The organism is Thalassospira profundimaris (genome assembly GCF_003326795.1).
Classification (GTDB): Bacteria; Pseudomonadota; Alphaproteobacteria; order Rhodospirillales; family Thalassospiraceae; genus Thalassospira; species Thalassospira profundimaris_C.
Genome location: NZ_JPWI01000001.1, coordinates 580,301 through 599,663, shown reverse-complemented (window position 1 = coordinate 599,663; position 19,363 = coordinate 580,301). Strand labels below are relative to the sequence as shown.

Here is a 19,363-nt window from a genome sequence, read left to right as displayed (position 1 = left end):
GTGAAAAACAGCTAAACAGCCGTTTTGATGGTATGTGCGCGGCCGATCCATTTCTCGATTCGGCTCATCAGTTTTTCACGGTTAATCGGCTTGAGAACGAAGTCATTGCCACCTGCGGCCACACCGCCACGCAAGTCTTCTTCGCCCTGACGGGCGGTGACATAAATGATCGCACAGGCCAGATCGGGGAAATGGGTCCGCACATTAAGTGCGGTTTCAAACCCGTTCATGTCAGGCATCATGATATCCATCAAAATGATGCGCGGACGTTTGGTCTTCAAAAGTTTGAGAAGATCCTTGCCAGAGGAAACACCCTGAAACGTGAACCCGCCGCTCTCGACGATTCGTTTCAGCAAGACCAGACTTTTCGGGTCATCGTCGACACCAACGATCAGAAGATCATTTCCTGCTGGCATGGCATTCCCTCTTTGGCTTGGACCTTTTGGGGCAGAACGGCAAAACGCCGCGTCTTAACGCGGCGCCAGCACCATAATCATAATACGGCCTTCCATCTTTGGCATCATTTCCGGTTTTGCGAGGTCTTCAAGATCCCCCGAAAAACGCTGCAACATGCCAAGACCGAGATCCTGGTGAGCCATTTCACGTCCGCGGAAGCGCAACGTAACTTTCACCTTATCTCCACCGCCAAGAAACTTCTGCGCAGCACGCAGTTTGACATTGTAGTCATGGGTATCGATGTTCGGACGGAGCTTGATCTCCTTGACCTCGATAACCTTCTGTTTCTTTTTGGCCTCGTTCTGCTTCTTGCTTTGTTCGTATTTGAACTTGCCGTAGTCGATCAGCTTGCACACAGGCGGTTCGGCATTGGGCGCAACTTCGACCAGGTCGAGTCCGACTTCCGCTGCCATTTCAATGCCTTCACGCACCGTCATCGGCTCCGACATATTGCCTTCGGCGTCGACAACACAGATGGAACGGGCTTTGATATCCTCATTGACGCGCGGACCTTCCTTGGTCGGCTGCATCGGTTTGCGTGGTCGTGCTATGGATAATCTCCTATGGTAATCAAACAAATCGGTCAGAAACAGAAACGACGAAAGACACTGCTTGATCAAACAGTGTTTTCGTTCCAACCTGACCTAGCATATCCGCATGCGTTCAGAAAGCAATGTTTTTAGGCAATTACACTGGTCGCAAAGCGCCATTTTCCGGGCCTTTCATTCAGGAGCACCGATAACGCCACCCGCACCGATTTCCTAATCGGTCAGATCAAGGCGGCGCCGGACTTCATCCATCACCCGATTTACGGTCAACTGCCGCAGATCGCTCTCGCGAATAACGCTTACCGCGTCTTTTCCGATCCCGCGTGGCGCGCTGAGTTTCGGATCGGACTCGTTCGAAAACAGCACGATCGAAGGTGCAGCTGCGGCGGCTGCGATATGCATCGGCCCGGTATCATTCCCGATTGCCAGAACCGACCGCGCTGCAAGTGATGCAATCTCTAGAAAACCGGTACGCCCCATCAGATTGCGGGCCTTTGGGCACATCTGATCAATCTTGTTGAGCACCTCGGCTTCCTTATCGGTTCCAATCAGAACCGGCGTCAGACGATAATCGGCAAGTTTCTTGGCCAGAAGACCAAAACGTTCGGCAGGCCAGCGTTTTGCCGGACGATGTGGTGCACCGCCCGGACAAATCAAAACAAACGGGCTTCGAATGCCGAACCGTTCCAGATCAATATCCGGTCCTTCAAGGTAAGGAGCAGGCACATCCTTGATACCTGCATCCAGAAGTTGCTCCGCCATGCGGTCAATTGAATGCATGGAATCACGATGCGGATTGGCATGGGGATGCGAACATCCCCGGGCAATACCCGACCATTCCGGCTTCGGGCCCGGCCAGAACAGTTTGTAATAAAAGCCGCTGCGATCTGACGTTTGAAGATCATACACCCGGTCAAACTTGCCATTCCGCAGAAACCGCCGCAGCGCAAGAACTTCGCGCGGCTGGCTCAACTTCGGACGACGATCAATCGCAATCGAATCAAAATAACCACTCGCCTTCATCAGATCGACATAGGGACGCGTGGTCAGAACGGTAATATGCGCATCCGGATGGGCGGCACGAATTGCCGCAAACGGCCCCATCGCCAGAACAACGTCGCCAAGCGCGGACAGTTTGATCACAAGGATACGCTGGCGGGGCAGGTCTGCAGCTTGGAGAGAGCTTTCATCTTCGATGACCGACATCGGAGTTTCCTGTTCGCTTTCGATTTTCTGGTCGGTCATACCGCGTTCCTGATAACGCGCTTGAGCGCCTTGGCATAAACACGCAAGGTTCTTTCTGCCATTTGTTCGAGCGAGAATTCCTCGATCACGTGATTGCGGCCCTTGGTCGCAAGGATCGCCCGTTTTTCCGGAGTCAGGCTAAGAACCTGAATAAGGGCACGCGACAGCTGATCAACTTCATTCGGGCTCACCAGCCAGCCGGTTTCACCGGGCAGCACCGTTTCCATCGCACCACCATGTGCGGTTGAAACCACCGGTCGTCCCATTGCCTGTGCTTCGGATGGAATGCGCCCGAATGCTTCCGGCTCAATTGACGGACAAGCCACCACATCGGCCAGCATATAAGCTGCAGGCATATCAGCACAGTGATCGACGATATGGACAACATCCTCGAGACCAAGTTTGCGGGTAAGCTGCAACAGTTCTTCTCGATACGCCGTACGCCCCTGATCCGATCCGACAATCAGACAACGCACCTTGCGGTGTCCCAGTTCTTCAAGAACGGCCGGTAATGCCTGAATAAGGAAGCTGTGCCCTTTCCAGCGCGTAATTCGACCGGGCAGCATGATCACATACTCTTCACCGTCCAGACGCCATTGGGTCGAAAGGGCTATCAACCGTTCCTGGCTGACATTTTCCGGATTGAAAAGATCGATATTCGTACCGCGTGGAACGATGTTAAGGCGCTCCGGGTCAACCTTGTAATATTTGTTGATGTGATTGGCGATATGCTTGGAAATCGCAATCACCTGATCACCCATGGTCATGATTGCGTTGTAGCGACGCTTGAACGGGTTGTTGTGTCCTGAATAGGTACCATGGAAGGTTGTCACAAACGGAATACCCGTCTTGCGCGCAGCGAAATAGGCGCTCCAGGCCGGAGCACGTGACCGGGCGTGAATAATATCAACGCCTTCTTCGCGAATCAGCTTGACCAGCGCATCGATATTACGGCGCATGACCAGAATATTCTTGGATTTTAACGGCAGAGTGATGTGTTTAGCACCAAAACGCGCCAGCTCGCGTTCCAGACGGCCGCCCTGGGACGCCACAAGTGCCTTGCCACCGCCATCAACAATGGCACGTGCAATATCGACAGTTCCGCGTTCCACACCACCGGCATCAAGTTCGGGCAGCACCTGCAAGATCACGGCAGGACGATAGTCCCCGTCTTGCGCTTGGGGCTCGGTTCGATAGACTGTTTCTGTCATTACTTCTGACGCGCTCATGCAACTCCAACCATCAACACCCAAGGATTCCGCCCCGGATGACCCATGACATGCCGACGCCACAGCGTAAAAAGCCCGAATATCTTAACCGGACTGACGGTTTGAAAATCGCATACCATCACGTACCGGGCAAGCCATCTGACGTACAGGCGCCTGATACTCCCGGGGTTATGTTCCTTGGTGGCTTCATGTCGGACATGACCGGCACCAAGGCAACCCATCTTGAAGCGCACTGCATTCGGCAGGGGGTGGCTTATACCCGCTTTGACTATTCCGGTCACGGACAATCGTCGGGTAAATTTGCCGATGGAACAATTGGTAAATGGGCCAGTGATGCCATTGCCGTTCTTGACGAAATCACATCCGGACCACAAATCCTTGTCGGTTCATCCATGGGTGGATGGATCATGCTTTTGGCAGCCCTTGCCCGCAAAGAACGGATAGCAGGACTTGTTGGCATCGCAGCCGCACCTGATTTCACCGAAGACCTGATGTGGGCGCAATTTAGCGACGATCAGAAAAAAGTGATCATGGAAAAAGGGGCATTGATCGAGCCAACCGAATATGGCGACGATCCCTATACCATCACCCGCGCCCTGATCGAAGACGGGCGCGAGCAGCTGTTATTGCGCAAACCGATTGATCTTGCCTGCCCGGTACGCTTGGTACAGGGAATGCAGGATCCTGATGTCCCCTGGCAAACAGCCATTCGCCTGACAGAGGCGCTGGCAACAGATGACGTTCGGGTCGATCTGATCAAGTCAGGAGATCACCGCCTGTCTGAACCCGACCAGCTTGATGTCATCACCAAGCATCTTGATGAAATGATTGCAAAGACAGCAGGCTAGCCTGCTGTCCTCTCAGATTGAAAGTGTTTGGCAACCAGATCAGGCGAGAACAACGTTCTCGTCCCTGATTTCCACCGCGACCGGTTCAAGTGCATCCCCCGTGCAAGGACCAGACACACATTCCCCGTCTTCGATCCGGAACCGCGCACCGTGGGTGGAACAGATGATTTCCTCACCGAAATCGCTGATGAATTCATCAGGCTCCATATCAAGCGGTACACCGATATGCGGGCAACTGTTTACATAGCCGAAAACATCACTCCCGCTTCGAACCACAAAAATGCCGGTTCCGCCAAGATTGATGCCCTTGGCACCGGTGGCATCAAGATCACGCAACGCACATAAAACCGTGCCGGATTCCGCAAGACTGGTCACGGTGCAACCCCGCCCATTTCACAAATCGCAGCCCATGACGCATCATCAATCGGCATCACAGAGAGACGCGATTGTTTAAGCAATGACAATTCGGCAAAACGCGGATCAGCCTTGATATCGGCAAGGCTGACCGGCGTCTTCAGCGGCTCGACCGTCTTGAAATCGACCTGAACAAATTTGCCGGTGGCATCGCTTGGATCGGGATAGAATTCGCGCACCACTTCAACAATGCCGACAATGCGTTTTTCATTTACCGAATGATAAAAGAACGCCTTGTCTCCGATCTTCATGGTGCGCAAGTTCTTGGCAGCCTGATGATTGCGAACTCCATCCCAGCCTTCGACATCTTTCCTGACCTGGTCGTCCCACGACCAGCTTCCCGGTTCGGTTTTAACCAGCCAGTATGCCATGGATCAGAACACCTTCTTGAACGGGCGAATGACTACGGATTCAAACAGACCCGCCTTGGCATAGGGATCATTGGCTGCAAATTCGCGAGCATCCTCGATTTTATCAAACTCGATGATAAAGACCGAACCGTTCATGCCTTCCATATCAGGATCAAGGGTCGGACCGGCCGCCACGATACGTTCGGCAAAACCGCCTTTGATATAGGCCAGATGGTCTTCGCGATTGGCTTTGCGAACATCAAGATGACCGGGCTTATCAACACAACGGATATAGAAATGCATGGACTGTTTCCTGCTTCTTTATGGGATCAATGACCATAAAGTGACAGAACAACACGACATTCTCAAGCCGAACCAATCGGCAATAACCTGCTTATGAACAAGGGGCTGACAGAAATCAGCCGTTACTTTCAAGCTCGTCACGGAACGGACGCTGCAAGAGGGCATTAATCGTGCTGCGCAGATCAGCATCATGGTTTGCCACCTGATCAACAGCCGCACAAATCGGCATCTCCACACCATATTTGGCGGCCACTGCAGTAATCGAGGCTGCGGTATGAACACCTTCGGTCACAGATCGGCGTTCCGAGAGAATATCCTGCGCTTTACGACCTTCGCCAAGTGCGACACCAAAAGTGTAATTGCGCGAAAGTGTCCCCGTACAGGTCAGGGTCAGGTCACCAAGGCCTGCCAGCCCCATCATGGTTTCAACCCGACCACCCATGGCGACAGCCAGACGTGACATTTCGGCAATCCCGCGGGTAATCAGGGCCGCACGCGCATTATCGCCAAGCTTCAGGCCCGCCACAACGCCACTTGCAATCGCAAGAACGTTCTTGATCGCGCCTGCCACTTCAACACCGGCCACATCGGTACTGAAATAGGGACGGAATTCCGGCGTACCAATCAGATCGACCAGACGTTTGCCCAAAACACGATCCTCACAGGCAAGTGTAATGGCCGCTGGCAACCCGACTGCAACTTCCTGGGCAAATGTCGGGCCCGACAAAACAGCAACCGGCACATTGCCAAGCGTCTCATTGACCACCTGCGCCATCAGCGCACCGGTTTCCTTTTCAATTCCCTTGCAGCAAATCACCGCCGGAAGTTCGTCTGGCCAATGGGCGGCAAAGCGTGTCAGGGTTTCGCGCAAATGCTGCGCCGGGGTTACCAGAAGTACCGCATCGGAGTCCCGAATGCCGTCATAGTTTGTGGTTGCACGCAGTGCACCGGGCAACTGGACACCGGGCAAATAAAGATCATTCTCGCCGTTTTTGTTGATCCGGTCGGCAAGATCAGGATTACGCAAAATCAGTTCGACATCTTCGCCAGCCCGCACTGCCTGTACGGCAAGGGCCGTTCCCCAGGCACCGCCACCAACAACTGTAATGCGCTTTTTCATGATCATTGTTCCGGCAAAAGTGAAGTCGTTCTGGATGGTCGCAGACTTGCGCGATTGTCCCTATGCCTTGACCCCCGCACCGGGACGCTTGGGTGCCTCGGGGTCGAGCGGCCAGCGCGGACGTGGTTTGAAATCAAGATCGTCGCGCTCGCCCAGACGGAACCGTTCCAACCCGGCCCAGGCAATCATCGCGGCATTATCGGTACAAAGATCAAGCGGTGGGGCAACAAGCGTCATCCCTGCCTGATCTGTGAGTTCGGTCAGGCGTGTGCGCAGATATTTGTTCGCAGCAACCCCGCCCGCAAGAACCATGGTCTTGCCTGCCGGATAGTCGCGCATGAATTCAAACACCGCATTGCGCGCCCGATCAATAAGGGTATCGCCGACTGCGCGCTGGAAGGATGCGGCAAGATCGGCTTTGACTTCTTCGGTCTGTTGTTCGACCGGGAAACCGTCAAGATAGGTCCGGACTGCCGTTTTCAGGCCCGAGAACGAGAAATCACATCCCCGACGACCACGTAACGGACGCGGCAAGCCAAACCGGTTCGGATCACCTTTCGCAGCAATCTTTTCCAGTGCCGGTCCACCGGGATAACCCAATCCCATCATCTTGGCGGTTTTATCAAATGCCTCGCCAACCGCGTCATCAATGGTGGTGCCGATACGCTTGTATTTGCCAACACCCTCGACAATCAGAACCTGACAATGCCCTCCTGAAACCAGAAGCAGCAGATACGGGAAAGCCACATCATCGGTCAGACGAACCGTAAGCGCATGACCTTCAAGATGATTAACCGCAAGGAACGGTTTCTGCGCGGCAAAGGCAATCGCCTTGGCGGTCATGGTGCCAACCATCACCCCGCCAATCAGGCCCGGACCACCGGTACAGGCCACCGCATCAAGATCATCAAATTCGACACCGGCATCATCCATCGCCTCGGCAACCAGACGATCAAGATGTTCAAGATGGGCGCGTGCGGCAATTTCGGGCACAACCCCGCCATAGGGACGATGATCGTCAAGCTGGGACAAAACACGGTTTGCCAGAATTTCGCGCTTGTCATTGACGACAGCAGCGGCCGTTTCATCACAGCTTGTTTCGATACCAAGTACGATCATGTGTTTGATCCGCTTATGCAGGTCTGCCGACAGGTTCGGCAATCGGAATCCATAATATGTCTGGCGATGATGTAGCGGAAACTTTGTGTTCTTTCCACCCCCGACGGGCGCAAGTGCCATATGCAGTTATCGCGCTTCACGCATGACCAGACCAATTGTTCCCGACAATCATCCTTTGGCATCCTTTGCCCGCACTGGACATAAGTCAATGAAACCGCCGGGAAATGCACTAGGATCAACCGTATCACATATGTGATTTTCGGGGTTTGAACCACCGCCAACCCTTGTTTTTAAACGATTTTAAGACTAAGACTTCAGCCATGACAGATACAGCTAAACTTTGCATCGGTACCCGTGGTTCTCCCTTGGCACTCGCCCAGGCACACGAGGTACGTGACAAACTCGCAAAGGCCCATCCGGAACTTTCCGCCGAGGGGGCCATTGCCATTACCGTGATCACCACGACTGGCGACAAGATACTTGACCGGGCCTTGTCTGAAATCGGTGGCAAGGGCCTGTTCACCAAGGAAATCGATGACGCCCTGATGGGCGGCGAAATTGATCTGGCCGTGCACAGCATGAAGGACGTTCCGACAGTTCTTCCTGATGGCATGATCCTGCCAACCATTCTGCCACGTGAAGATGTCCGCGATGCGTTTATTTCGCTGAAATATAAAAGCTTTGCTGAAATGCCGGCCGGATCTGTTATCGGATCGGCGTCGCTGCGCCGTCAGGCGATGATCCTCAATAAATATCCCGATCTGAAAGTCGTGACATTCCGTGGCAATGTTCAGACCCGTTTGCGCAAACTGGGCGAGGAACAGGTTGATGCCACCCTGCTTGCAATGGCTGGCCTGAACCGGTTGGGACAGCCCGAAATTGCCACCGCACCAATTGCCGAAGACGATATGCTGCCCGCCGTCGCACAGGGCGCCATCGGCATCACCATTCGCCAAACCGATACGCAAACCAGAGAATGGCTTGACGCATTACATTGCGAAAAATCTGCCATCCGCGTTGCTGCCGAACGTGCAGCCCTTAAGGCCCTTGATGGTTCGTGCCGCACCCCTATTGCAGCACTGGCAGAGTTTAATGATGATGGCAGCCTGCGTTTGCGTGTTGCAATTGTCCGTCCCGATGGTAGCGAACGACTTGATACCGAACGCCTGATCGCCAAGCCGGATATGGACAGTGCCGCCGCGGCCGGAACTGATGCCGGTGAAGAACTGAAACAGCGTGGTGGGCCAGACTTTATTTCGGCCTGACCCCGGCAATGACGGGAAAGCAGATGGGACCCTTGGTGTTAAATACCCGGCCCGAAACCGATTCTGCCGACCTTCTGGCCGCGCTTGAAACACGCGGCTTTCGTCATTTATCGGCACCGATGCTTGCCATCTCTTTTCCGGCAACCGACACGCCGTTTGATATCAGCCCCTATCAGGCACTGATATTCACCTCCGCGAATGGCGTTCGTGCCTTTGACCGGCTGACCAATGATCGCAGCCTGCCTGCGCTTTGCGTCGGGGATGCAACCGCGCGCATGTGTCGGGAACTTGGCTTTGCCACGGTTCAATCCGCCAATGGTGACATTCACGATCTGGCTGCACTCATTCGCCAAAAAATTGATCCGTCATCCGGGCCGCTTTTTCATCCAGCCGCTCGCAAGACTGCCGGTGATCTGGGCGAGATGTTGCGCAATGACGGATTTCAGATCGACCGGCAGACCGTCTATGAAGCAATCGCCAGTGACGAACTTTCGCCTGATGTGCTGACTGCACTTCGCCATCATCATATTGACGTCATTTTATTTTTCTCTCCCCGCACTGCGGAAACCTTTGTTAAGCTTGTGCACAGCTATAAGCTTGAAGATGATTTGTCAGGCGTGAGTGCAATTTGCCTCAGTCCGGCGGTGCAATCGAAGATCTCAGACCTTACATGGCATAGAACGTACGTTGCATCACAACCGACACAAGAATACCTTCTTTCCTTATTAGGGTCCGTCGTAACGGCTTGCCGTACCTGACGCCGTTCTGGGAATAACCGCAAACTGCAATGGTCCGATCGTGAAAACACCAGAAACGCCAAAAACCAACGCTTCCACCAAATCGACCGAAACGGAAAAGCCGTCCGAAACCATTTCCGTTGATAGCAAGGGAAATGCCAGCCCGGACCCCAAAAAGGCGGATGCAGCCCCCGCAGCAAAGCCCGGCATGTCGACTGATGCCGGTGCAAAAAAGCCCGATACGGATAAAAAACCGGCCTCTGATCCAAAACAGGATGGCGCAAAATCCGCAGCGGAACCGGTAGCACCTGTGAAACGCAAGGGTGCTGGCGGCAAGGCGCTGGTTCTGTTCGTTCTGATCATTGTCGGGGCTTTGGCAGCAGGCTGGCTTACACGCGCAATCTGGTGGCGCGATGCCCAGCCGCATCTGGCGCAATATGTGCCTGATGAAATTCTTGCTGAAATTGCCCCGGACGGCTTTGATACAGATAATCCGTCAAACAATGACGTCACCGTCACCAACGCACCGGTACCCGAAAGCAATCAGGACACTTCAAACGCCATTCCGGCACCAAGTGAAGATGCCACCATGGCAGAAAAGGGCGACGGCGAAGTCACGACGGGCGATACGCTTCCCGACGTTACGGAAACGGATTCCCAAATCGCGGACAGTACAACACTCCCCGATGGTGCCGTTGTCCTTGACCCGGACCTGACCGAACGTCTGTCGCGCCTTGAAGGCACGATCAATGCCCTGCGCGAACGCCTTAACAGCGAACGTGGCGATACGCTGAACAATACGGTCGCCCGCCGCATGGCCGAAATCGAAACCCGTACGGCACCGATTGAAGAACTGGCCCGCGTTGAAAGCGAACTTGCCGGTGTCGCCAATGAAATGCGCGAACTCTCGGCCCGCCTTTCGACCATGGAAGAAGAAGTCCGTGCAACCACAGGCCTGCGTGTTGAAAGCCGCGGACAGGCAATTGCCATGGCTGTGACCATCCTGCGTGATGCGCTTCAGCGCGGTGGACCATTCATGATTGCCCTTAATCAGCTTGAACGCAGTGCCGGGGATGACGCGCTCATTCTCGAACAGATCGAAACCCTGAAACCGCTAGCCGAACAGGGCGCACCGACCATCGAAAAACTGCGTCAGTCCTTCCCGGTCATGGCACAGGATGCGGTTGCAGCCGCAACTGATGATCATTCGGGCAGTGTTCTGGATGCGACATGGGCCAATATCAAGAAACTGGTCCCGATCCGTCGCGTTGACGCCGCCGGGGAAGAATCCCTTGAAGGCCGTCTTGTTCTGGCAGAAAACGCCCTGGCACAGGATGACCTTGATGGCGCAGTCGCAGCCCTTCAGGGTGTTGAGGGCGAACATGCCCAGGCCGCTGTCAGCGACTGGCTGAGTGCGGCGGAACATCGTCAAACCCTGAACGCGGCCATCGCGACCTTAAGCGCCCACGCCATCGGCCTTCTGACCGGGGCGGAGGGCAGCCAATGATCCGTCTTCTGACCTTTATCCTCATCACCGCTGCGCTGGTTTTCTGCACCGTCTGGTTTGCTGATAATCCCGGCAATATGACGATTGTCTGGCTGGGTTATCGCTTTGACGGGTCAATCGGCATGGTTGCACTCGGCCTTCTTGCCCTGACTGTTGTGCTGGTTCTGGCATGGCGCGGCTGGACGATGATTGCCAATTCGCCGGGCTGGATCGGGCGTCTTCTGGGCAGTCGCCGCCGCAAAAAAGGCCAGCAGGCATTGACCATGGGCCTGCTTGAACTGGCATCGGGTGATGTGCGTCAGGCGCTTAAACATACCCGTGCGGTTGATCGTTACCTTGAAGACGATACGCTGACGCGCCTGTTGACCGCACAGGCCGCCGAGCTTGATGGCAATAACGATGCCGCCAAACGCCAGTTCGAAGCGATGCTTGAAAAACCGGACTCGGCATTCTTTGGCCTGCGCGGTCTGTTGCAACTGGCCCTTAAGGCCGATGATCGCGAAGCCGCCCTTGATTATGCCGAACGCGCCCATCGTTTGCGCCCGCGCAACCCGGCTGTGATAGTCACGCTGTTTGATCTGCTGCTGACATCGCGTCGGTGGGATCGAGCGCTTAGCCTTCTGGTTGATGCACAAAAGGCATCTGTTTTCGGTGAACAGGAACTCACCCGCCGCCGTGCGCTATTGATCACGGCCAAGGCCGAAGACGCAATTGCGGCCAGTGAAAATGCCGAGGCCATCAAACTTCTGCGCAAGGCACTGAATGCTTCGGCGGATTTTACCGGGGCTGCCGTGTTGCTGGCCGGTCTTTATCGCGATATCAAACAGGATGCCAAGGCCCGCGAAGTCGTCACGCAAAGCTGGCGGGTTGCCCCGTCGGCCGCACTTGGCGCGATTTACCGTGAAACCCTGACCGGCAATCCGCTGGCACAGGTGAAATCGGTCGAAAAGCTGGTTGCGACCAATCCCGACCATGTCGAAAGCCAGATCGTTCTGGCCGAAGCTGCCCTTGAAGCCGACCTTTGGGGAATTGCCCGCAGCAATCTTGAAAAGGCCATGGCAAGCAAGGCCGAAGCCCGCCATTACCGTCTTCTGGCCGATCTGGAATTGCGCGAAAATCAGGATGGTGCGAAGGCCCGTGACCTTCTGATCAAGGCAAGCCACGCCAACCCCGATCCCGATTGGCGGTGCGGAGCCTGTGGTGCGGAAACAGATCGCTGGGTGGTGTCCTGCCCGTCCTGTCATTCATTTGGCAGTGTCGATTGGCGTGCACCACTGCGCGTCCATCAGGACCCGGCAGCCAAGCCTGCAACTGACGCAACAAATTCCAAAGAACCTGTTGCGATTGAGCAGGATGGTACCCTTATTGATCATAGTAACGATGATGACGCCGCGACAACCGGGCAGCCATCAAAGGGCAGTCAACCCGCGCTATAATCATCGCAAACCGACCTAAAACAAAACCCCGGGGAAATCCCCGGGGTTTTTCAGTTTGGTCTCAAGCGCGCCTAGTGGCGGAAGTGACGCATGCCGGTAAAGACCATGGCAATGTCATGTTCATCCGCTGCGGCAATGACTTCTTCATCCCGCATGGAACCACCCGGCTGGATCACTGCCGTTGCACCGGCCTTGACCGCAGCCAGAAGACCATCGGCAAACGGGAAGAACGCATCGGACGATACGACCGAACCCTTGGTCCGCAGTTCAGCTTCACCGGCATTCTTGCCAGCTTCTTCTGCTTTCCAGGCGGCAATGCGCGAGCTGTCAACGCGGCTCATCTGACCGGCACCAACACCAACCGTCTTGCCGTCTTTGACATAGACGATGGCGTTTGATTTGACGTGCTTGCCAACGCGGAAGGCAAACAGAAGATCATCAAGCTCCGCCTCAGTCGGCTTGCGCTTGGTGACAACTTTCAGCTCGTCACGTTTAACACGACCGGCATCGCGGTTCTGAAGCAGGTAGCCGCCCGCCAGCGAACGCAGGGTCATGTCTTCGCCTTCCGGATCGGCCATGCCACCGGTCACCAGCAAACGCAGGTTTTTCTTGGCGGCCAGAACTTCCTTGGCCGCATCATCTGCGTCCGGGCAAATCACGACTTCAGCAAACAGCTTGGCGATTTCTTCGGCAGTTTCTTTGTCCAGGGTACGGTTAACCGCGATGATGCCACCAAATGCTGAAACCGGATCACAAGACAGCGCCTTGTTATAGGCTTCGATCAGGGTCGCACCCTCGGCAACGCCGCACGGGTTGGCGTGCTTGATGATCGCCACCGCCGGTTTTTCGTCAAACTCGGAAACCAGTTCAAACGCGGCATCGGTGTCGTTCAGGTTGTTGAACGACAGTTCCTTGCCCTGAAGCTGGGTCGCGGTTGCCACACCCGGACGGTTTTTACCGTTGGTATAGAACGCGGCCTGCTGATGGGGGTTTTCACCATAACGCAGGGTCTGTTTCAGTTCGGCTGAAACATTAAGACGCTGCGGGAAGGTTTCACCAAGCTGACCGGCAAACCAGGTTGAAATGGCCGAGTCATAGGCACCAGTCCGGGCAAAGGCCTTGGCAGCCAGAACACGGCGGGTTTCTGCGGTGGTTGCACCGTTATTTTCTGACATTTCCGCAACAACGCGGGCGTAATCAGACGGGTCAACAACAACCGTGACCGATTCATGGTTTTTGGCCGCCGAGCGGATCATGCTCGGTCCGCCGATATCGATATTTTCGATGCAGGTGTCAAAATCGGCACCCTTGGCAACGGTTTCTTCGAACGGATAAAGGTTCACGCAAACCAGATCGATCGGGGAAATGTCGTTATCTTTCATCGCCTGCATGTGGCTGGAAAGAGAACGGCGGCCCAGAAGGCCGCCGTGAATCTTCGGATGAAGAGTCTTGACACGACCGTCCATGATTTCGGGAAAACCGGTGTGATCGGCAACTTCCTTGACCGGAATACCAGCAGCTTCAATCGCCTTGGCGGAGCCGCCAGTCGACAGGATTTCAACGCCCTGTTCATGAAGGGATTTGGCAAATTCGACCAGACCGGTCTTGTCGGAAACGGAAATAAGCGCGCGCGCAATACGAGCAGTCATTGGGTTCGCTTTCATGCATCAATGTGATGAAGGTTGCGGACCCATTGATGATATATCGGCCCTCAAAGCATCATCTTGCATGGCTGCTCGTGCATGCGAATGTGACAATGTTGCGGGCAAGACCGGCCTTTTAACGGGACCAGAATGATGTCATTCCGGTCCGGGCCGACACATGATCAATGAGTCCGAACCATGTTTCGCGCGGAGCTTTACCATGTGCAGCGCAAAATGTGGACCCCGAATTCTTGCATGGCGGCTTTTAACAAAGCCGCCACCTGAGCCAAGTACCCGTAACGAAAACGGGGTGGCACTCTGGCCACCCCGCTTCATTCTTGCCAAGTTCAGGATCAGGCAACGTTTTTCTGAACCCCAAGGGTTTCAAGGGCTGCTTCAAGCGATGCCTTCTCGTGGGCGGCATAAAGGGCCAGCTCATCGGCAACCGGCGCGCCAAGACATTGCTCGAACACGTCCTGATTGGATTGTTCGGCATAGTTTTTCTGTTCGTCACTGCCAAGATTCGACTGGAAGATGCCCGCCGCACTGACCGGCAGGAAGTCTTCGTAAATGATCGGATCGGCACGCAGATATCCCTGATCGACCAGATCATTCACCGACGCTTCAAGATCGACATTTTCCACCGCATTGCGACCAGCCTTGGTCACGCTATAGCGGAAGAATGCAAGTTTCTCGACGCGGAGTGTCTCGTAATCATCCGGGAAGGCCGCAAAACGTTCTGCCAGTTCGGTCTCATAATCGCGCGCATTCGATCCGCCCGCACTGACCTGAACCGCATGACGGACAGATGCCAAAAGGGTGTCATAAAGCTTGCGTCCCTCGGCGGTCAGGGCAATCCCGCGCTGCTCGATCTCGCCAAAACGTGCGGTATGGGTACCAGCCGTCCCCTTTGCGCTGCCGCCGACAAAATAGACCTGTTCTTCAAGCGCCTTGAAGCTGGTCTGTCGCAGAAGGATCGGGCAGTTACGGGTGGGCGGGCCTTCAACAATGGCCTTGGGCGAAATGCCGCGTTTGGGCATATCACGCTGAACCGCATCGATATCAAGGGTTCGCGGGGTCAGGTGATTGATATGCGGCCCCTTGAAGCAGACAACATCGGCAATCAGACGATGGGCATCATGAAGCTTCTGATAGGTTTCAAGCGAAACCGTCGCATCACTGTGCCAGCGGAATGTTTCCAGTGCCTCGGCAACAAACTGTTCGGCCTGAATGCGATCAAGACCGCCATTCTTTTCTGCCAGATAAATCAGTTTCAGCGCGTCCGGGGTAAAGATTTCGCGCTCCGCTAGGATCGCTTCGGCCTCGGTGCGAAGGCCTTCATCCTCGATCAGTTCAAGACGCAGAAGGGATGTGAAAACACGAAACGGATTACGGCGCAGGGCTTCGTCATCAATCGGGCGAAAGGCCGTTGAATGCACCGGAACACCTGCCACCGACAGATCGTAATAGCCAACCGGATGCATGCCCATCACCGCAAACAGGCGGCGCATGTTAAACAGCTCTTCGGGTTTACCCAGACGGATCGCGCCATGACGTTCAAGATCAATGCGACCAAGCTCGTCATTATGTGCAAGACCGTCTCGGAGCTCCGGATCGGCTGAGAGCTTTTGCCGATTGATGTCAGAAACCAGCTCCATCAGCGTGCCATATTGCGGCACCTCTGCGCGATACATGTCCGACATCGCACTGGAAAACATCGAACGGATTTCATCAGGATGGACAAATGCGTTTGCCGACATGTGGGCCTCCAAAAGACGGATCGTGCAAGAAACCGGAATGGCCAAACGCCTCGGTCATTCCAATTTGTCATTCTGAACGCAAGATATTGTCCACTTTTGGCAATGACAAACGACAATTCCGCACGAGTTCATTCGCCCACGGAATGAATATCACACCAGTCGACGTCACATGAATTTGGGAATGTGGAAGCAGCGACCCTAAACGGAACCGCTGGCCTGTTCGGTACCGCTATCGTCCGATGCATCGGCAAAGATCGACTTTACGCCGATTTCCGGTGGCTGGAATTCCGGAACAAGCTGACTGATCAGCTCAAGGGTTTTGTGGGTGTTGCGATTGGTTGCGCTGTCTTCCAGTGCGTCAAACACCTGCCGGATCAGGGCATAATCGACAACACGCGGGCTTGCCAGCATCACACCGTCAGTCTCGGTCGGTGCGGGTGGTTCGCTGTCATGAAACAGTTCTTCATAAAGCTTTTCCCCCGGACGCAGGCCGGTCACCCTGATCTCGACATCCTTGCCCGGTTGCAGCCCTGACAACAGGATCATCTGACGTGCCAGATCAATGATTTTGACCGGCCGCCCCATATCAAGAACAAAGATTTTCCCGCCATCGGTCACACCATGACGTCCCAGCTCGGCTGATTGCAGAACAAGCTCGACCGCCTCGGCAATCGTCATGAAATATCGCGTAATACCTTCGTGGGTCACGGTCAGCGGCCCGCCAGCTTCAAGCTGGCGACGGAACAACGGTACAACCGATCCGGTCGAGCCAAGAACATTGCCGAACCGTACCGTGACAAAGCGCGTTGGTCCGCGCTGATCCGCCGGAAGGGTTTCAAGCGCCTGGCAGTAACATTCGGCCAGACGTTTCGATGCCCCCATCACATTGGCGGGGTTCACAGCCTTGTCAGTCGAAATCAGGACCATGGTCGAAACACCTGCCGCCCGGCAGGCTTCGGCAACATTTCGTGTGCCAAGCGTGTTGGTCAGAATGCCTTCATTGGGGTTATGTTCGACCAGTGGCACATGCTTGTAGGCCGCAGCATGGAACACGATTTCCGGGTGATAGCGATCAAAAACCTGACCGATCCGGGTCCGGTCACGGACATCACCCAGAATGCTTTCGCGCGGCAAATCGGGGTATTTTTCCGCCATCTCCATATCGATGGCATAAAGATTATATTCCCCGGCATCGACAAGTGTGACGCTGGCCGGACCGTAAGATGCGATCTGGCGCACCAGTTCCGACCCGATAGAACCACCCGCACCGGTAATCAGAACCCGCTTGCCGCCAATCATCTCGCGCACACGGTCGCGATCAAGGCGGGCCTGCGGACGCCCCAAAAGGTCTTCGATGGCAACAGGGCGAATTTGCAGCGGATCAGCCAAACCTTCGCGCAAATCACCAAGCTTTGGCAGGCGGGCCAACGTCATGCCAAAACGTTCGGCAATCTCGACCCATTTGACATTGTCTTCATGGCGCAGCGCATCACCGGTCAGAACCAGTCGGCGCGGCAGGCCATGCTTGCTGATTTCAAGCTTGTTGATGACCTCTTCAAGCTTGTCGACCGTTGCAAGAACATCCACGCCATGCATGTTACGCCCGACACGCCCCTCGGTCAGTGACACAATACCGACAACCTTGAACGGCGTGTCTGAGGAACGCTCGGTTTCACGAATAAAGGCCTCGGCCTCGTCACCTGCGCCAATCAACAGGACCGGCAGACGCGTCGTTCCCTGACGCACCAGTGCCCGCGCAGTCGATTTATCCTTGGCAATTCGATAGGTCAGGCGCGCCCCGCCCAGCAACGCCATCAACAGAAACCATTGAATGATCGGGGCCGAACGCGGCATCCAGTCAAGGCGCGTGGTCAAAAACAGCACAAGGAACAGGACCGCAACTGCGACCGAAACGGCCTTGGCAATACGGGTCAGATCATTGAGTGACGCATAGCGCCAGATGCCGCGATAAAGACCGAAATACCAGAATGATGCCGCCGCAATCAGTGTAAACAGGCCTGCCGAAAACAGAATGTTTTCCGTCGCATAGAAACGCACGCCATCGCCAACCCGCAGATACAGGGCCAGCGGAAATGAAATTGCAGCCATGAAAACATCATGGGCAAAGGCAATATGGCTTCGCTGTAAAATGCGCGACATGCGGTTCCTAAACGGCAGTTTTCTATTTAGTCAAAGGATATACCCGCTTGATACCGCGCGGATAAGGCTTTCTTTTCGCGCCCGCCCGGAAACAAGTCAAGCAATGCGCATCCGCGTCACCGCAATCACGGCTCCGACCGGCCTTTGACCGGCATGCGAACCATCATGCCAACCAGTGACAGGACAATGATCATCGCGGCAATTACCCGCATCCAGTCGGGTGTTTCACTTTGCGCAAAACACACCCCGATCAGGATCAGGTTGCTGATCGCGATCATGGTGGAAACCCGTGCATGGGAAAATCCGCGCTGGGTGGCTAACTGATAGAAATGTTCGCGATGGGCCTGCCAGATTTTTTCGCGACGTAACGCTCGCTTGATCAGGGTAAAGGTCGCATCAAACAGGTAATAGGACGGCAGGATAAGCGCCACCACCCACGCCCCCTGGGATGCCAGATCCAAAAGCATCCAGCCCAGAACAAAGCCAAGCGGCACCGATCCGACATCGCCAAGAAACAGCTTCGCCGGATGCCAGTTCCAGATCAGGAACCCGATCATGATCGCAAGGATGCCAAGCCCGATATAGCCAAGCCCGATAAACTGCGGCAGCGGCACCAAAAGTGCGAGAATGAAAACGCCAAGTCCTATTGATCCGGCCTCAACACCGGAAATGCCGTCAATCCCGTCCATGAAATTAAACAGATTGATGAACCAGACCCAGGCAAACACCACCAGAACATGATCAAGCCATATCGGCACAATCCCGCCCAGAACCGGCTTGTCGATGGCAAAGACACCAATAATCACCGCAACGAATTGCAGGGCAAAACGTACCGCCGCCGACAGATCATGGCGATCATCAAGCCAGCTTAACAAACCAAGACCGGCTGCTGCGGCCAGCATCAGCCAGTGGCTGATCGCCGTAACGCCGGTATGGATAAAGACAACAGCAACCAGAATGATCAGAAGCGGGGTAACCGCCAATCCGCCACCGCGCGGGGTTGGCACCGCGTGACTGGACCGATGGTTGGGCATATCAAGGATCGCCTTGCGCCGCAGATAGTTCAGAACCACCCAGGTCAGCAACATCGAGCCAATCAGAAAGATGCTCGAAAAGGTCGCAAGTCCGGCGAAAGTCATCGTTTGGGCGCCCCTGTCCCTGATCGGTGTAAACTGATCCGTCTGGATTAGCCGGACAGCCCCCTGATCGCAAGGTTTTTCACC

Annotated in this window: 18 protein-coding genes; 5 read left to right on the top strand and 13 right to left on the bottom strand. The window is 55.0% G+C overall.

Annotation, left to right across the window (positions count from 1 at the left end):
• Positions 1 to 11 precede the first annotated feature (11 nt).
• The 4 genes from TH30_RS02865 to TH30_RS02850 all read right to left on the bottom strand — a co-directional run bounded on the left by TH30_RS02865 (position 12) and on the right by TH30_RS02850 (position 3,460).
• Positions 12 to 416, bottom strand: a complete 405-nt coding sequence (locus TH30_RS02865) for a response regulator (RefSeq protein WP_114096555.1) — start codon at positions 414 to 416, stop codon at positions 12 to 14.
• A 54-nt stretch (positions 417 to 470) separates the two neighbouring features.
• Positions 471 to 986, bottom strand: coding sequence for a translation initiation factor IF-3 (gene infC, locus TH30_RS02860; protein ID WP_114096554.1), 516 nt, complete (start codon positions 984 to 986; stop codon positions 471 to 473).
• A gap of 231 nt (positions 987 to 1,217) precedes the next feature.
• Entirely contained in the window at positions 1,218 to 2,210 is a 993-nt protein-coding gene (locus tag TH30_RS02855) for a glycosyltransferase family 9 protein (protein ID WP_404969459.1), read from the bottom strand.
• A gap of 35 nt (positions 2,211 to 2,245) precedes the next feature.
• The gene (locus TH30_RS02850; protein WP_114096552.1) at positions 2,246 to 3,460 is read right to left on the bottom strand and encodes a glycosyltransferase family 4 protein; all 1,215 of its coding nucleotides are present in this window, start codon (positions 3,458 to 3,460) and stop codon (positions 2,246 to 2,248) included.
• A gap of 56 nt (positions 3,461 to 3,516) precedes the next feature.
• On the opposite strand from TH30_RS02850, the gene TH30_RS02845 reads away from it, so the two are divergent.
• The gene (locus TH30_RS02845; RefSeq protein ID WP_114096551.1) at positions 3,517 to 4,326 is read left to right on the top strand and encodes an alpha/beta fold hydrolase; all 810 of its coding nucleotides are present in this window, start codon (positions 3,517 to 3,519) and stop codon (positions 4,324 to 4,326) included.
• Between the two features lie 39 nt (positions 4,327 to 4,365).
• Here TH30_RS02845 and TH30_RS02840 read toward each other — a convergent pair whose 3' ends face one another.
• The 5 genes from TH30_RS02840 to tsaD all read right to left on the bottom strand — a co-directional run bounded on the left by TH30_RS02840 (position 4,366) and on the right by tsaD (position 7,632).
• Positions 4,366 to 4,701, bottom strand: a complete 336-nt coding sequence (locus TH30_RS02840) for a Rieske (2Fe-2S) protein (protein WP_114096550.1) — start codon at positions 4,699 to 4,701, stop codon at positions 4,366 to 4,368.
• Entirely contained in the window at positions 4,698 to 5,111 is a 414-nt protein-coding gene (locus TH30_RS02835; RefSeq protein ID WP_114096549.1) for an EVE domain-containing protein, read from the bottom strand. The genes TH30_RS02840 and TH30_RS02835 overlap by 4 nt, the downstream gene beginning before the upstream one ends.
• A gap of 3 nt (positions 5,112 to 5,114) precedes the next feature.
• On the bottom strand, positions 5,115 to 5,393 hold the full coding sequence (locus TH30_RS02830) for a YciI family protein (protein ID WP_114096548.1): 279 nt from the start codon (positions 5,391 to 5,393) through the stop codon (positions 5,115 to 5,117).
• 115 nt (positions 5,394 to 5,508) lie between these two features.
• On the bottom strand, positions 5,509 to 6,513 hold the full coding sequence (locus TH30_RS02825) for an NAD(P)H-dependent glycerol-3-phosphate dehydrogenase (RefSeq protein WP_114096884.1): 1,005 nt from the start codon (positions 6,511 to 6,513) through the stop codon (positions 5,509 to 5,511).
• Between the two features lie 60 nt (positions 6,514 to 6,573).
• The gene (tsaD, locus tag TH30_RS02820; RefSeq protein WP_114096883.1) at positions 6,574 to 7,632 is read right to left on the bottom strand and encodes a tRNA (adenosine(37)-N6)-threonylcarbamoyltransferase complex transferase subunit TsaD; all 1,059 of its coding nucleotides are present in this window, start codon (positions 7,630 to 7,632) and stop codon (positions 6,574 to 6,576) included.
• Positions 7,633 to 7,952: 320 nt separating this feature from the next.
• Here tsaD and hemC point away from each other — a divergent pair, with 320 nt between their 5' ends.
• The 4 genes from hemC to TH30_RS02800 are packed head-to-tail and all read left to right on the top strand — an operon-like array spanning position 7,953 to position 12,577.
• On the top strand, positions 7,953 to 8,897 hold the full coding sequence (hemC, locus tag TH30_RS02815) for a hydroxymethylbilane synthase (RefSeq protein WP_114096547.1): 945 nt from the start codon (positions 7,953 to 7,955) through the stop codon (positions 8,895 to 8,897).
• Positions 8,898 to 8,920: 23 nt separating this feature from the next.
• The gene (locus TH30_RS02810; RefSeq protein ID WP_114096882.1) at positions 8,921 to 9,655 is read left to right on the top strand and encodes a uroporphyrinogen-III synthase; all 735 of its coding nucleotides are present in this window, start codon (positions 8,921 to 8,923) and stop codon (positions 9,653 to 9,655) included.
• 40 nt (positions 9,656 to 9,695) lie between these two features.
• On the top strand, positions 9,696 to 11,141 hold the full coding sequence (locus TH30_RS02805) for a COG4223 family protein (RefSeq protein ID WP_114096546.1): 1,446 nt from the start codon (positions 9,696 to 9,698) through the stop codon (positions 11,139 to 11,141).
• On the top strand, positions 11,138 to 12,577 hold the full coding sequence (locus TH30_RS02800) for a heme biosynthesis protein HemY (RefSeq protein WP_114096545.1): 1,440 nt from the start codon (positions 11,138 to 11,140) through the stop codon (positions 12,575 to 12,577). The genes TH30_RS02805 and TH30_RS02800 overlap by 4 nt, the downstream gene beginning before the upstream one ends.
• Before the next feature lie 71 nt (positions 12,578 to 12,648).
• Here TH30_RS02800 and purH read toward each other — a convergent pair whose 3' ends face one another.
• The 4 genes from purH to TH30_RS02780 form a co-directional block, all read right to left on the bottom strand.
• A complete protein-coding gene (gene purH / locus TH30_RS02795) occupies positions 12,649 to 14,226 on the bottom strand; it encodes a bifunctional phosphoribosylaminoimidazolecarboxamide formyltransferase/IMP cyclohydrolase (protein ID WP_114096544.1) in 1,578 nt (525 codons plus the stop codon).
• Positions 14,227 to 14,573: 347 nt separating this feature from the next.
• A complete protein-coding gene (gene hglS, locus TH30_RS02790) occupies positions 14,574 to 15,980 on the bottom strand; it encodes a 2-oxoadipate dioxygenase/decarboxylase HglS (protein WP_114096543.1) in 1,407 nt (468 codons plus the stop codon).
• A gap of 198 nt (positions 15,981 to 16,178) precedes the next feature.
• Positions 16,179 to 18,140: a polysaccharide biosynthesis protein gene (locus TH30_RS02785; RefSeq protein ID WP_114096542.1), complete on the bottom strand. Its 1,962-nt coding sequence runs from the start codon at positions 18,138 to 18,140 to the stop codon at positions 16,179 to 16,181.
• Between the two features lie 125 nt (positions 18,141 to 18,265).
• Positions 18,266 to 19,279, bottom strand: a complete 1,014-nt coding sequence (locus TH30_RS02780) for an MraY family glycosyltransferase (protein ID WP_114096541.1) — start codon at positions 19,277 to 19,279, stop codon at positions 18,266 to 18,268.
• Positions 19,280 to 19,363 lie beyond the last annotated feature (84 nt).